Origin of the sequence: Candidatus Palauibacter sp., from assembly GCF_965213655.1 — a bacterium.
Lineage (GTDB): Bacteria > Gemmatimonadota > Gemmatimonadetes > Palauibacterales > Palauibacteraceae > Palauibacter.
Genome location: NZ_CBDBZT010000003.1, coordinates 887,065 through 902,091, shown reverse-complemented (window position 1 = coordinate 902,091; position 15,027 = coordinate 887,065). Strand labels below are relative to the sequence as shown.

General features: G+C 65.2%; 11 protein-coding genes. 7 read left to right on the top strand and 4 right to left on the bottom strand.

Annotated features, from left to right (window positions below):
* The first annotated feature begins 8 nt into the window (after positions 1–8).
* The 7 genes from ACOOGH_RS06185 to ACOOGH_RS06155 all read left to right on the top strand — a co-directional run bounded on the left by ACOOGH_RS06185 (position 9) and on the right by ACOOGH_RS06155 (position 5,898).
* Entirely contained in the window at positions 9–623 is a 615-nt protein-coding gene (locus tag ACOOGH_RS06185) for a cytochrome c oxidase subunit 3 (protein ID WP_420448090.1), read from the top strand.
* Positions 624–666: 43 nt separating this feature from the next.
* Entirely contained in the window at positions 667–969 is a 303-nt protein-coding gene (locus ACOOGH_RS06180; protein ID WP_420448089.1) for a cytochrome C oxidase subunit IV family protein, read from the top strand.
* A gap of 14 nt (positions 970–983) precedes the next feature.
* On the top strand, positions 984–1,907 hold the full coding sequence (gene cyoE, locus ACOOGH_RS06175) for a heme o synthase (RefSeq protein ID WP_420448088.1): 924 nt from the start codon (positions 984–986) through the stop codon (positions 1,905–1,907).
* Between the two features lie 7 nt (positions 1,908–1,914).
* The gene (locus ACOOGH_RS06170; protein ID WP_420448087.1) at positions 1,915–2,154 is read left to right on the top strand and encodes a hypothetical protein; all 240 of its coding nucleotides are present in this window, start codon (positions 1,915–1,917) and stop codon (positions 2,152–2,154) included.
* Positions 2,155–2,158: 4 nt separating this feature from the next.
* Complete coding sequence (locus ACOOGH_RS06165; protein WP_420448086.1) at positions 2,159–3,121, top strand: hypothetical protein; 963 nt, start codon at positions 2,159–2,161, stop codon at positions 3,119–3,121.
* Positions 3,109–3,765, top strand: a complete 657-nt coding sequence (locus tag ACOOGH_RS06160) for a non-canonical purine NTP pyrophosphatase (protein ID WP_420448085.1) — start codon at positions 3,109–3,111, stop codon at positions 3,763–3,765. The genes ACOOGH_RS06165 and ACOOGH_RS06160 overlap by 13 nt, the downstream gene beginning before the upstream one ends.
* Positions 3,766–4,308: 543 nt before the next feature.
* Entirely contained in the window at positions 4,309–5,898 is a 1,590-nt protein-coding gene (locus tag ACOOGH_RS06155) for an AAA family ATPase (protein WP_420448084.1), read from the top strand.
* Positions 5,899–6,012: 114 nt separating this feature from the next.
* Here the strand turns inward: ACOOGH_RS06155 and ACOOGH_RS06150 are convergent, their stop codons facing one another.
* The 4 genes from ACOOGH_RS06150 to pglZ form a co-directional block, all read right to left on the bottom strand.
* Positions 6,013–6,150, bottom strand: coding sequence for a hypothetical protein (locus ACOOGH_RS06150; protein WP_420448083.1), 138 nt, complete (start codon positions 6,148–6,150; stop codon positions 6,013–6,015).
* Between the two features lie 84 nt (positions 6,151–6,234).
* The gene (locus tag ACOOGH_RS06145) at positions 6,235–9,141 is read right to left on the bottom strand and encodes a hypothetical protein (protein ID WP_420448082.1); all 2,907 of its coding nucleotides are present in this window, start codon (positions 9,139–9,141) and stop codon (positions 6,235–6,237) included.
* A 1,036-nt stretch (positions 9,142–10,177) separates the two neighbouring features.
* On the bottom strand, positions 10,178–12,262 hold the full coding sequence (gene brxL / locus ACOOGH_RS06140; RefSeq protein ID WP_420448081.1) for a BREX system Lon protease-like protein BrxL: 2,085 nt from the start codon (positions 12,260–12,262) through the stop codon (positions 10,178–10,180).
* The gene (pglZ, locus tag ACOOGH_RS06135; protein ID WP_420448080.1) at positions 12,259–14,682 is read right to left on the bottom strand and encodes a BREX-1 system phosphatase PglZ type B; all 2,424 of its coding nucleotides are present in this window, start codon (positions 14,680–14,682) and stop codon (positions 12,259–12,261) included. The genes brxL and pglZ overlap by 4 nt, the downstream gene beginning before the upstream one ends.
* Positions 14,683–15,027 lie beyond the last annotated feature (345 nt).

Here is a 15,027-nt window from a genome sequence, read left to right as displayed (position 1 = left end):
CAGACGAGATGGCACACGCCGCGACCGCAGGCCGGGTCCCCGAGAGAGGGCTCGACGTCTACACCCAGAAGGTGGGCATGTGGGTGTTTCTGTGCTCGGAGGTGATGTTCTTCGCCGGCCTCATCGGCTCGTACGTTGTACTCCGCTTCGGGGCCTCCGATACGTGGGCGGAGCCCAACGAGGTGCTGGCTGTCCCGATCACCGCGTTCAACACCTTCCTTCTCATCTGCAGTTCGGTGACGATGGTGAAGGCGTTCGCGGCCGCGCAGGCAGGGGACCAGAAGGGGATCAAGCTGTGGCTCCTGTCGACGACCCTGCTGGGCGCCACCTTCCTCGGTGTACAGGTTTACGAGTATACCGAACTCGTCCTGCACCAATCCTGGCAGGGGAGCCAGGGGTTCACGCCGGCCGCGGGACTGTACGGAGCCACCTTCTACACGATGACGGGATTCCACGGTTTCCACGTCCTGCTGGGCGTGATCTGCCTCGCGTGGGCCACGATTCGCGCCTACAGGGGGCACTGGGGGGCGGACAACACGCACGGCATCGAAGTGCTCGGGCTCTACTGGCACTTCGTGGACCTGGTGTGGATCATCCTGTTCACGATCGTATACCTGATCTAGCCGTCACGGACCGGTGGGTGACCGAGAGCTACGGAGCGAACGAATGAGTGAAGCCGGACACGCGGCCAGCGCCGCGGACGATCATGCGCACGAGCACCCGAAGTACATGCTCATCTGGCTGTACCTGGCCATCCTCACGGCCCTTGAGGTGGGGGTGGTCTACCTGGACATCGCGAAGTGGATAATCGTCGTGTCGCTTCTCGTCATGGCCGCATGGAAGGCGCTGCTGGTGGCGCTCTACTACATGCATCTGAAGTTCGAGCCCAACCGCCTGCGACTGGTGGCGCTGGCGCCCCTGCCGGCGGTGGCCATCATGATCATCGCGATCATGATGGAGTACGTGTAAGCGCCGACTTCGCCGTGGAAGCCGGGAGTCTTCTGAAGGCCCGCGGGATCCCGCTCGGCGGGATCTCGAGACGGGCCCACTCGGTTCTCGGGACGCTTCCCTCGTACCTGGAGCTCACGAAGCCGCGCATCACGGCGCTGGTCGTCGTCACCGCGGCCGCCGGGTACCTCCTCGGCGCGGCGAGCTTCGACTTCGCCCTCTTCGCCCACGCCATGATCGGCGTGGCCCTTGTCGCCTCAGGCACGAGCGCGATGAACCAGGTGCTGGAGCGGGATGTGGACGCGCTCATGGTCCGGACGCGCTCGCGGCCCCTGCCGGCCGGGCGGGTCGGAACGCCGTCGGCCGCCGTCGTGTCGGGATGCCTGGCCGCGGCGGGGATCATATGGCTGTGGGTCGCGGTCAATCCGATCACCGCCGGCCTCGCCCTTGCCACCTTCATCTCCTACGACCTCGTGTACACGCCGCTCAAGCGGGTGCACTCGCTTTCGACTGTCGTGGGCGCGGTGCCCGGGGCACTGCCGATCCTCGGCGGCTGGACTGCCGCCACAGGACAACTGAGTCCTGGGGGTTGGGCGCTGTTCGGGATCCTCTTCCTCTGGCAGTTGCCGCACTTCCTCGCCCTGGCGTGGCTGCTGCGGGACGACTACGAGGCGGCGGGCCTCCGCATGCTCTCCGTCGGCGACTTCGAGGGCCGGCAGACGCGCCACCAGGCGCTGCTCTACGCCCTGACCCTGATCCCGGTGAGCCTCGTCCCCAGCGTCCTCGGCCTCACGGGGGCCGTCTACTTTGGGGTCGCGCTTGCCCTCGGAGCCCTCTTCCTCCTGGCCGCGATCCGGTTCGCCCGTTCCGCATCGTCGGCCAACGCTCGAGGTTTGTTCCGGGCCTCGATCCTCTACCTTCCACTGCTGATGGCGGTGCTCGTCCTCGACAAGCTGTAGCGGCCAAGTGCTGAACACCTTCGCCTCCCTCGCGGCGGCCACGCAGATGCAGCATACCCCGAACGAACAGGCGGGATACCTCCTGATGTTCGTCTTCATGGCGGCGATGCCTTACCTCCTGCTCGTCGTGATTGGAGGCGGGATCTTCCGGGCGCGCCGCCGACAACGCGAGCGGGAGGTGGAGGAGGCCCTGGAAGAGCAACGCGAATGGGAGGCGGCGCGCACCGACCCGGACTCCGTATGCTGAGGCCATGCTGACGCTCAGGCGGAGGATCCGGGCAGGGCTCGTAGGAGGCCTGCTGGGCGGTTTCGTCCTCGCGGTACTCTTCTACTTCTACGACCTCGGCCAGGGGACCCCGCTTCAGACGCCCGCCTTCCTGTGGGGGGCGCTCATCAGCCGGGCGGAGGTCGAGCCCTCCATCGGGATCATCTCGGGCTTCACCATCATTCACTTCGCCGTCTGGGGAGGGCTCGGGATGCTGGCGGCGGCGCTCGTGCAGTGGGCGGGCGTCCCCCGTAACGTGTTCATCGGCGCGCTGTACGGCCTCTTCGTGTGCTCGCTCGCCTTCTACGTTGGACTTATCCGGGCGCCCTCCGGACTCGTGATGTCCGCGCCGGGCTGGCCCGCCGTCTTCTTCGGGAACGCCCTCGCCGGCGTCGTGATGTTCACCCACATGCACTGGGTGAGTTCCGAACCCGGCATCGTGGGCATGATGAACTTCCTCCAGACCCACCGGGTCACGCGGCACGGCATCTACGCCGGGCTCCTCGGCGCGCTCGTCGTCGCGCTCTGGTTCCTCATCATCGACACCGTCCTCCGGGAACCCCTCTATACGCCGGCGGCGCTGGCCACGGTCCTCTTCCGCGGCGCGCCCACGCCGGTCGCGGTGGAGATCTCCCTCGCGCCGATTCTCGGGTACACGCTCGCCCACTTCGCCTTTTTCGTCCTGTTCGGCGTCGCGGTCTCCGGCCTGGCCCGACAGGTGTCCAGATTCCCGCCGCTTGCGCTCGGGATCATCGTCCTGTTCGTGGTGTTCGAGGTCTTCTTCATCGCCATGGTCGCGATGCTGGGCGGATGGATTCTCGAGGAACTTGCGTGGTGGTCGATCCTGGTGGGGAACGTGCTCGCGGCCTTCGTCATGGGCGGATACCTGTGGAGGGTCTACCCGGCGTTCGCGGAGAGTCTCACGGCGGAGAGTCTTTGGGCGGACTGAACCCGCCCCCGGTCCTCGTGGCCACGCGCAGCGCCCACAAACTCCGCGAAATCCGCGGTCTTCTCACCGACCTCCCGATCCGCTTGCTCGGCCCGGCAGATCTCGGCCTCCCCGAGTCGGAGGAAGAGGACGAGCTCGAACCCTTCGATAAGTTCGCGCGCAATGCCCTCTCCAAGGCGAAGTATTTTCATCGTCGCTCCGGACTTCCCGTGCTCGCGGACGACTCCGGCCTCTGCGTGGATGCGCTCGGAGGCGGCCCCGGGGTGCGGACGCGACGCTTCGCCCCGGCGGACCGGGTCGCGCGCTGGGGACGGGACGAAGCGAACAACCGCTGGCTGCTCGAGCGTCTGGAGGGTGTAGCGGAGGAGCGCAGAGGGGCGCACTATCGGTGCGCAGTCGCACTCACCGACGATCTGTGCCACGAAGTGGTGGAGGGCATCGTGCGGGGACGAATCGCACGCAAACCGAGGGGCTCGGGCGGCTTCGGCTACGACCCGCTGTTCGTCCCGGAAGGCCACGACCGCACCTACGCGGAGTTGCCCGCGGCGGTGAAGATGGCGACGAGCCATCGAGCGAAGGCGATCCGAGGGGCCAGGGGATGGATCGAAAGGGAGGTCCTGCGGAATCGGGGCGGCCGGATTTGAACCGGCGACCCCCTGCTCCCAAAACGGCTGAAAACCGGCTGCGAATCACGGCATAATATCTCCTAAGTTCAACTGGGAGTGTACGATCTGCATTTCTTGCTGTTGGCTCGCGTCTGGGTCCGCCGTCCCCAATTCGCCGGAAATGCGGTTGAAATGGAGGGCATTTGGAGCGCATCGGGCGCACGCGGGAAAGCACTGGACAGAAGGTTGGGTCGGGAGATGCGGGTGCCGTTGCCCGAGACTCTGGAGCAGCGGCTGCGGATGTTCAGCTCGACCCTCGGCGGCAACCGGCAAGCCGGGGCCGGGCGCGGTCGGAAGACGGAGTTGGGAGACGAGGCTCTCGCTGGGGTCCGTGCGAATGCTGGCAAGGCGGATGCCATGCGAGCGACTTCGCCCTTCCGGGATCGACGGCCAGGACGTAGCGGAGAGGACTGACGGGAGACCCCTTGGCCTCGGTAACCTAGGGCGTGACCTTCAGGCCACTCCCGAACGCAAACATCGGTGTGCTTGCCCACCCCGCGTGCGCCGACCACGTTTACCCCCATGCGAAAATTCAATACTGCGGGTCCGATTCGGCCCGCGCTCCACTACCACATCCCGCCCCTGGATCGCATCGCTCTGCCGGAGGTCCTCGAACTGATCCGGGAGGAGCGCTACTTCGTGCTGCACGCTCCTCGGCAGACGGGCAAGACCACGGCGCTGCTGGCGCTGCGCGGCCTGCTCAACGGCGGCGAGGCTGGCGAGTACCGTTGCGCCTACATCAATGTCGAGCCCGCCCAGACGGCGCGAGAGGACGTAGGGCGCGCGATGGGCGCGATCGCGTCGCAAATCGCCCGAGAGGCCAGATACACGCTGAACGATCACGCCACGGCCGAAGCCGCGGAGGCGCTCGACACGACCCGGCGTCCAGACGACGTGCTCGGCACTCTGCTGGAGACTTGGACGAGAGCCGGCCGCGCGCCACTGGTGCTTCTGATCGACGAAATCGACTCGCTGGTGGGCGACACGTTGGTGTCCGTGCTACGGCAGTTGCGGGCGGGGTACGTGCGCCGGCCCGAGGGATTCCCCCAGAGCGTGGTGCTGTGCGGAGTGCGGGACGTGCGCGACTACCGCATTCGGGCCGGTTCGGAGAAAGAGGTCATCACGGGGGGGAGCGCCTTCAACGTCAAAGCCACGTCGCTGAGGATGGGGGACTTCGGGCGCGCCGAGGTCGAGGATCTGCTGGGGCAGCACACCGACGAGACCGGCCAGGGGTTCGCGCCCGGGGCGATCCGGGCCGTGTGGGAGCAGACCCGCGGCCAGCCTTGGCTGGTCAACGCGCTTGCTCTGGAGATGTGCTTTTCGGCGGGGGTTCCCAGGGAGCCCGGGGAAGCCTTCACGGAGAGCGATGTCTTCCTTTCGCGCGAGGCGCTGATCCTGCGCCGCGACACGCATCTTGACCAGTTGGCGGACAAGCTGCGCGAGCCGCGCGTGCGTCGAGTGATCGAGCCCCTGCTTGGCGGCGGGGACGCCGAGTACAGCGACCGCGACTTCGAGTACGTGCGCGACCTTGGCTTGGTCGCGCCGGGTCGCACGTTGCGGGTGGCGAATCCCATCTACGGCGAGGTGCTCCCACGGGAGTTGACGTGGGTCCTTCAGCACGAGATTGCACCCCAGGAGACTGCGTGGTATGTCCACCCCAACGGAAGCTTGGACATGGACCGCCTCCTCGCCGCCTTCCAGGAGTTCTTCCGGCAGAACTCCGAGCATTGGATCCGGCGCGCGCAGTACACCGAGGCCGGCCCGCAGCTGGTGCTTCAGGCGTTTCTGCACCGCGTCGTGAACGCCACGGGACGGATCGAGCGTGAGTACGCGCTGGGGAGCCGCCGCGTGGATCTGCTGGTCGTCTGGCCCCGGGAGGGCGGACGGGAGGACCGGGCCGTCGTCGAGTGCAAGCTCGTGAAGGAGGGCCGCTCCCTGTCGAGAACGGTCGAAGAGGGACTCGAACAGACGAAGCGCTACATGGACATCAGCGGAACGGCCGCGGGCCATCTCGTCATCTTCGACTTGCGCCCCGGCAGAAGCTGGGCGGAGAGGATCTTCCGCGAGGAACGCGACTTGGGCGACTCCCGGGTCACGGTGTGGGGAGCCTGACGCAATGGGTGGGGCCGCCGACGCAAGCCGGACCGCGCCGCGGACGCAAACTCATCGAGGTAGCGTCGCCACTCGACGCGATCACCGCAGCATCAAGACGCTTGCGGGAGTCCCTCAGGGCGCCTGCGTCACCACGATCCGCGTCTTTGGGCCGTGCGCGTTTAGACCGACCACCGCATCGGAGCCATCCGCCAGCTTCGGTGGTTCGACATCGACTTCGAGGGCGGGACGATCCTCTGGCGCGCCGAGCACGAGCATCCCGGGTTGATACCGCTGGCTGGGTCTCGGTTTCGCCTCGGTGGCGCGAAGCAGCCTCAGTCAACGAGTCGTTCTCCACTAGCCATCCGCCATGGATTCGCGAAGTTCGTCGATGGTCTGGAAGCCCTCCGGCGGCACTGGAAGCGTGTCCACGTAACGCATCGGTACATCACGGTTCGTGACGAAGAGCGGCGTGAGCTGCGGAGGTTGTCCGGCGCGCGTGTGGCATCTCGATAGTACTCGTGTGTTGTCGGATAGCCACTCCACACGGGCCAGATGTCGGCCAAGTCGATCCTTAGCTTCGCCACGGAATGCCAGTAGCTCCTCCACCAACTCGTAAGTGTTGCCACGTGGAATCAGCGACTTGCATTCAATGACAAGCAGCCTACGCGTATCCCGACGCCAAGCCAACACGTCGATGTCTCCCAATTCCGCCGGTGCTCCAAGTGACGACATCTCAACGTTGGTGTCGGTGTGCCAATCGATCGTGCCCAGCACGTCAGCGACCCGCAAGGCGAAGTCATGCCCCTGACGCCGCCTTGTATCGCCCACGTAGCGCTGCATTGCACCAGTGGCAAAGTGTTCGGACGGGAAGTACCCTTTTCCCAGCCCGTTCAAGCGGTACGAGACACTCGCGGGGAGTTGGCTTGCGCCAAAGACGATGTCGTCTTCAGGTCGTTGGCCAAGCGCAACGAGAGGCGCAAGTGCGATCGACAACCGCCGTCGGAAACGCCACGGATACCAATCCTTGTCGCTATAACCTTTCGGCGTTGAATCCCATCGGTCACGACTTGGGAGGGTAAGAAAACTTAGTGCGTTCGCTACGTCGCTACGCGCCAAGCCACGTGCTCGCCTCACCCGCCGTTGCAACGTGGTTGCCGAACGGCGTACAACCAGTCTCTCTTCGTCGGCTGCCAAGTCAAGGAGGGCACCGACGGTTTCCAGCAAGCCTTCTATCGACACGCCGAACTCCTCCTTGAAGGCGCTCGCGAAGTCCTCGGTAAACCGAGACGATCCGTTGTTGCCACCGCCCGGATCCCGGTAGTCCTCGTAGTTGGATGCGTACTCCAAGTACTCACGATCAAGCCGACGGCGAGAAAACGGTCTGAGCAATTCGCCGATGTACTCCCGGTCGAACTGGAGTCTGCCCGCCTCTGTTACACCCACCACCGGCTCAGCCAGATGTCCGCGAATAGCATCGGAGTGTGAGGCCAGGCCAAGAAGTGCCGATACATGAGCACTGAGATGATCGAGTTCAGCCCATCGAGCGGGGTTTCCCTTGCCTCGGTTGCCGCTCGCGGCGGCCATCTCGATAAGCACCCTGAAGGAGACGGCAGCAACAGTCCGTTCACCCTCCCGATCAGCAGCGATACGGAGGGTCTCCTCCCGAGTCTCGTTCAGCGCCAGCACGGCTCGTGCCGTCAGACGCCACTGTTGCCGTTCATGATGGATGGCCTCAAGGTTCCGCATGGCCAAGCCTATGATCGAGAGCCGGTCCAGCTTCGACAGGCGTTCGCGGATCAGGAGCCAGAGTGCATCGACACAGCAATGCAGCAACGTTTGGGCGCTATCCCCCTCCACAATCCTGCCCTCCCTCTGCCGCTCCAGGCATTTCCAAGCAAGCCCGACCCGTGCTACAGAGACATCTTCTGGCTGGATGAGCCTCGGAACAGGCCCTGGTCGATTGGGTAGGTGGTCCGTTGGTCCTCTGGATCGAAACATGTGTATTTCACGAGCGTCTCGGTCCTGCATTACTCCCTCGACAACCTGCTGCGCCAGCCTTGTCGACTCGACCTCAGGCGTTCTCTTTATCCTTGTGAACAATGCGCTAACGACAGCGACTAGCAGGGAGCGTTCGCCATCGTTCTCGGTTCGGTCTAGCAGCGCCAAGAAGCCTGGGGAGATGCGCACGGCAATTTCAGATGGTCCTGCGGCCACTCTAGGTTTCGCCGGCGCTAGGGTGATTCCTTCTGACAGCTGACGCGCCCACTCGCTCGGCTCTTCCATGTGAATCCGAACCACGGCCGTCAGCATTTCAGCCTTTGCAGTGGGGAGCAAGCCTCGCGCTCGATCAAGCCACTGTAGCAACGCAGCCCAGATGCCATAAGCTTGATGCCGAAGGATGGCCGGAAGGCCGCGCCCACTCGTCAACACCCATATCCTGAGGCTTTGACCCTCAACGATCCCAGCCAGATGTCTGGCGGTCAAGGCGTGGGGCGCTGCGTAGATGGGTCTCCGGGCTTGCGAGGGAAAAAACCCGTGAGGCGTTAGCCTCTCAACCGCGACAAACTGACCATCTACATCTGGAGCTCGGACGCCATGACGGTCACGATTCACCCGCGCGCGGACCCGTAGGTCCCGGAGAGAGTCACTCGGGATCAAGAGTCGCCCGTTGGTCTCGGGAAGATAGAGGTAGTCCGGAATGAGGCTGTATCCGTTAGACTCCCAAAACGCAAAGAGATTCAGCGGACCACTCAAGTTCACGATCGTTACGCCTTGACTGTGAAGCCATTCTTCGTGCTGAACGAGCTTCATGAATCGTAGGAGACTTGCCTCCTCTACTGACGCAAGCGTCTCAAGATCGGCCAGGTGGATTGCTGTAAGTGAGGCACGCGCCGGAAGGGTGGGCACTGGGAATCCCCATGAACGACCGAGACCGCCTACAACGAGGCATCCAAAGACCGAGTCGTGCTCCTCGGCCAATTCCTTGATGCGGTTGACGAAACCATGTTGCAACGCCAACAAATGCTGCATCATCGAGTCAAGACCGTTCTCCAAGATGTCAGGTACTCTGTCGTGGAACAGACCCACCAGAGCGACGGTGGTCTCGTCCAACTGAACCTCCGCGATGGTCGCATGATCGTCGCCCAGCGAGATGCGCTCGGGGTGAGGGACCGAGTGCTCTGCGGCCCCCATGCGTGGTAAGACCTCACTGAAGAGGAGTTCCTCCTGCCAACGCTCAAGCTTCGCTCTCAATTCCTTCAAGCGACCGCCGTGGGCTGCCTGCTCTAGGACGTGGTGACGGGCAGCGACGCTAATGGCTGTGGGCAACACGCAGATCACACGCCCTTCAACGCGGATGAGAGGATGTCGGGTGAGTTCCGACTCACTGATTCGGCTGCGGTTGATCGAAGACCAATGGGCTTCCGAGAGGATGAAAGGGTCTAGATCAACCGGTCGGATCCCAAGTGCTGTCAGGTCTTCCCTGCTGAAGGACACGCGCCCCCGTAGAGACCGAAGGTCGGGAAGGCGGCCCAATGGACCTGAAGGAGACGTAGCAGCCGGGGGAGTCCAACGCTCAACACCCGCGCGCTCGGCCATGGCGTCGCTTAGCCGGAGGAGGCTGTCGACGGGCTCGGTAATGGCGACCCAGGACTCTGGATGGGACTGCAGAAACATGGAATCCAGGAGTTGCTGGAGATTCGAATGGGCCGATTCCCATCCGCCCGGGAATAGTCGGTAGTTTCCCCGGCGCGTATGCACGTTGGAAACAAACACGTCTTCCGGTGGATCTTCCATTCTAGCGGCACGGGAGTCGGCCAACACGCGCCCCAACCAGCGACGCGCGCGCTTTTGAGAGAGCGACTGATGTCCTCGTGAGTAGGCGACAACGAGATGGGCAAGGGTCTCTAGTCTGACGCCATATGGAGCGAGGCGCGCCACCGTAAGGAGTCCTCCAACCGCTGAGGCACATGACGCGACGCTGCGCTGCCGCAGTTCTCGTCGGAGTCGACGCCACGCCGATCTCGATAGAGCTAGTTGTTCTACAAGCATGTCGATCCTGTTCGTGCGCCCCGGGGTTGGTGGTCCGTGTCTTGCGCTGGCCAAGGCGATTCTCAGCTGCGGTCCTGCTCCTCCGCGAACTCTGGATGATCGTGGCTGGCGAGCGTTCAGAGTCAGGGTAAACCGAGCGAGCAGCGCATCGCCTCGCCCGGGTGACTTCACCGAGCCGCACAAGAGGGGCCGCCGGATCTTGCCATAGAGGCCCTCCAAGAGAGCCGCAAAGTCCGACCGCCCCCACTCATTCCAGCAGCTTGAACACGCCGTCCTCCGCGTCCCGGTAGAATTCGATGTTCACCTTGGTCCAGAGATCGTCCGGCAGGTTCATCAATTCGCGCCGCGAGCCGACCGGCATGAGTAGCACGGTCGCCTGCTTGTCCACCGCCAGTTCGGCGATGGCCACAGGGTCGGGGATCCGCTCCAGCGACCCGCCCAGGTTGAGCGGTCCGGCGACGATGGTCGCCCCCCGTGTCCGGCGTTCCAGCAGCCCTCCCACCAACGCGGCCAGCACCGGCAGCCCCAGCCCGGCACCCGACCGCTCGTTGTCGCGAGGCTGCATTTGAATCGTGTACTGGTGACCGCGCGGGTCGCGGTCTCCCACCAGCGCGCTCCCCGCCGTGTATAGATTCTGCTCCCCTACCTTCACGCTCTCGCGAAAGGCCGGCGGCACCGGATGATTGAGGATCTTCGCGCCCCCAGAACCCTTTCCCACCACCACCTCGATGCGGTAGAGGCCCGGCCCGCTCCCTTCCACGCCCGGCCCGATCGCCCACACCTGGCCCGGCGGCAACGGGTCGCTTTCGATCGCTTCGTCGCTGCGCAACTCCGGGGTGGCCACAAAACTCTCCGTCCCGTCAACCCCTAGCGTGTACGAGAAGTGAGTGCTTCGAAATTCGGCCTTGAGGCAGCGTTTCTGCTGTTCCTTGACCCGCCGCCGCGATTCGAGCGCGAGCCGGACCATCCATTCGAGATGGCCATCCTCGACCTCCATCTCCGGATCGGGGAAGAGCAGCTTGAGAAGGCCGGATATCGTCTTGTGCACGGCTTCGATGTCGCGGCCGGAAAGCGCGCCGCCCCAGAAGATGCGATTCTGCAGGATCGGGAGGCGGGTCGTGTCACGCAGCTTCGTCCAGCAGGCGCTCAGGAAGTCGTTGACGAGCCCGAAATGATCGGTGAGGTGCTCGGCGGGATTGAGCTTGGGAAAGTCCCAGCCGGGTGCGTAGCCGTGGATGCGGTCGTGGAAGGCGGTGTCGTTGCGCATCTGCGTGGGGAGCGGACTGAGCAGGTGCCCGATTCGCTGCTGCTGTTCGACCGACACGTCGAAATTGCCGACGAGGACCAGCGATCCCTCCGCGCGGATGCTCTCCTTGCCTCGGCTGAACTCACCCGACGCCATATACCCCTTCATGATGTTGACGCCGTCCTTTTGGTCGAACGAGACCCCCGCCACCTCGTCGAAGCAGACCACGTCGTACTGGCAGACCAGGCCGCGCTGCCCGTTCGCCATGTTCACGAACATCTTCGCCACCGTCGCCTTGCCGCCCGAGAGCAGGTGCGCAAACGGCGACAGCTGCTGGTAGACGTGACTCTTTCCGGTGCCGCGCGGTCCGAGTTCGACGAGGTTGTAGTTGCGTTCCACAAAAGGAATGAGGCGCAGGATGGCGACCTGGATCGCTCGTTCCCCAAGGGCGTCGGGCTCGAGACCGGTCGAGCGGAGGAGGAGGCGCATCCAGTCCTCGGTGCCGAAGCTCCGCCGCCCCTTCGCCAGCACATCGAGCACAGACGGACTCGACATCTGAATCGGACGCATGGCGGCGATGCTGAAGGGGCGGCCCTGTCTCTCCTGCGCGATGACCGGGTCATATTCCAGCGTGACCTCGGCGTAGAAGCCGTCGGCGAGGATGCGCTCGTTCTCGACGACGAACTTCGTGCCGATCCGCACGTCCCGGAGGCCCAGGCTCGGCAGTTCCGCCAGATAGCAGTCGTTCTTGGCGTCCAAGCGCGCGCGCACGATGTCGATCAGTCGCACCGAGCCCTGTTCGCGGGCGCGGGACTTGAAGATCTCGCGTTCGGCGGGACGGACCGTGCGGCCTTCCAACTGGTGCTTCACGATATCGAGTCCCTCGGCGATCTCGGCCGGTTCGACGCTCGCGCAGTATCGCCCCAGCAGGAACTCGACGACGTACGTCGGAACGGGATACTGCCTTGCGTACTGGCGCACGAGGTCCTTGCGGACCAGGTAGCCGGGAAAGGCCTCATTGGCCGCGTGGTCAAGGTCGTCAAGCCGAAAGTCGGCGGCGGACATGGCTTCGCTGCGCTCGGTCATGCGGGAGGGTCTCCCCTTCGGGTCGTCCGGTGGGCGAGGACGCGTCCATCGGAGGCAATGACAACGAGAACCAGCGCGGCGTCCTCGTGGTCCTCGTCGCGCAGGATCAGGCTGGCGCATCCGTCCGTGTCAATGGCCTTCGGGCTGGATGCGACGGATTTTCCCGAGGAGCTCCCGAGGCGAAGGTCGGCCGTGGCGCCCGCTCCGGGGCTGTCCACCATCACATTGCACCGCATCCGGAGCCAGGAGACGGATCGGATGACCGTGCGGGGAAGCCCAACGTGCGCCATTCCCCCGTCCGCCGCCTTAGCGCTGATGCGGATGTCCGGGATCAGGCACTCCTGGACACTCAGGCCCCCGTGCGCGTACTCGGGCCGTTTGCTGAAACAGGCAATGCCGGGAGGCGATGCGAAGCACTCGTCCGGGTTCCAATGCCACGGGTGCAGTGGAGCATCGGGCCTGGCTTCTCCCGCAAGCACCGCCGCCCTGGCCCACTTGGACTCGGTCAGATGCCCCGGAAGCGTGACCATGGGCAGTCCGCCCGGCAGGAGCAGCCAGCCGTGATCGGTGACGATGCGGACGGATGTCCATCCGGCTTCGATGAGTTCGAGGACGCGGCGCACGAGCCGGTCGAGTTCATCCTCGACCAGTCGTGCGAACCCGGCCGCTTCGTGATGGTGGCCGTGGTGGTCGATCCGGCCGGTCTCGCGCCAGCCGCGGGCAGCGGGCGGAGGGCCGAGATCCAGGGCATCGTCGCGAACGATCTCGTAGCCGCGCTCTCTCATGGCTTCTCGCAGCGTGCCGGCGGATGCGGGGCGGCCTGATCCACGCACGACCGGCTGGAAGTCGGCACCCAAGCGGTCGCCGGCGATCCGGTCCGCGACCGGGGTGACCGCGGGCTTGGCGGTGGCTGTGACGGTCGGAATGGCGGCCCAGCGGGAGCGGATCGCGGCGGTCAAGCCGCGCTCCCGGAGGCGTTCGACGAGGCAGCGGCCGAGCTCGTAGCGGAGACCATCGACGAAGAGCAGGCACTCCTGTTCGGTGGCGGCAACGGGCGACATGGGAGCGGCAGCGACGGTGGGGTGGGTCGCCGTGTACGCGGTCGAGGGGGGTTCCTTGACCGATCCGGTGCGGACGGACGGAAGCGGGTGATCCCTGACCGCCGCCTGGAAGGCCTGGGCCGATTGGTTCAGCCATGGCTTCGTCAGGTGGCGAACCGCGTCGGCGATCAACTCCTCGTGCTGGGGTCTGGCGAGTGCGAGAGCTTCGCGTGCGCTCCGGTCGGCCTGCCAACCCCGTTCGTCATAGACTCGCGCGATGTCGTCCGGGGCCGCGCCGCCGACCGACTTACCGACGGCCTCGGCGAGGCGAGCCAGCGGGCGAAGCATTTCCGCAAGGGGCGCTTCTTCCATCTTCGCCCATACCCATTCGCGCCGCTGGCCGTGTTCCGCCTCAAGCCGCTCGATCTCCGCGCAGGCGTCGGGATGCGAGAGACCCGGCAACCCGCCGAGCGCCGCACGCACGGACATCTCGTCCTCATCGTTGAGATCCGGCCAACGGTCGCGGCCTTCGAGCACGAGTTCGCCTTGCGGTCGGCTTCTTCGGAGCACCTCCGCAACGCCTTGGAAGGACTTCGGAGCCTCACGGAAGCGCGACCACACCGCCCTCCACCTTCCCTTGCCCTGGGCGAGCTTCGCACCGGCCTCCACGTCGGACCCGGCCTCCGGGTCGAACTTGAGCACGTTGCGCGCTTGGTCGCGGAAAGCGTCCCAGCGCGCATCCCCCATCGTTTTGCGGCTCGCCGCCGGATCGCCCATCCAGCGCAGGATGTCGCGCTCGATCTCGACGCCGGCAATCTGGTTGAACGCGTTGGCGTCGAGCCGGCGCCCTCGCAACTCGTCCAAGGGCGTCTGCGCGACCTCGCCGATGGCGCGCAGCAGTGCCTCGCGTGTCTCCGAGTCGCCCGCGATGTCGAGGCCGGGGCCTGCGGGAACCCCGGCGGCGCGAAGCGTGAGAAACGCGCGCACGCTCCAGTCGCGTCCGTTGGGGTGGTGCCAAGGCACGCCCCGGTACAGGAGTTCGACGAGGGGTCGGAGATGTTCGGGACAGTCCTCGCCCGCGCGAAGCTGTCCCCGTTCGATCCCCGGCAGGTAGACGACCGGAGGCCCGTCGCCGGTAACGTCCGGGAGCTCGATCGTTCCGTCGATCACGCAGCGTAGCCAGATGGCGGGGCCGGTGCGGTCGTCCGGGCGGTAGTCGCCAAGCACGAGCAGTTCCGGGATGCGCGAACGTGCGGCGGGAAGGAGCCGACGCCAATCCTGGCTGGCGTCCGGCCACAGGATGGCGGCGGGAGGCACCATGCTGCCGGACACGCCCACCTTGGCGCGGATGGCGGCGGCGAGGAGATCGAGCGCGGTCATGGGCTGTAGATTAGTGTTTCTCCAAACGAGGGGCGAACGGTTGGAGGTGCCGGGGCAAAGCCCCGGCACCGGCGCGCATATCAGGGGGCGGCGGCGCGCATATCCGTTGAAACGCTCGACAGCGCATGGCTTTAGGCGGCACGCACATCGGACGGGAGGCCTGCGCAAAACCGGTCACTTGGCGGAGGTTCACCGCTCACCGAAACGCGGGCGAGAATGCGGCTTTCGCATTTCGACCGCATTTCGTGGTCCGATTCCGTCAGAAATGCGCGAACAATGGGTCGATTGCATTTGTGGTCGCTTTGTAGGCGCACCAATGCGCACGGAAACGCGCACTGCGTTCGG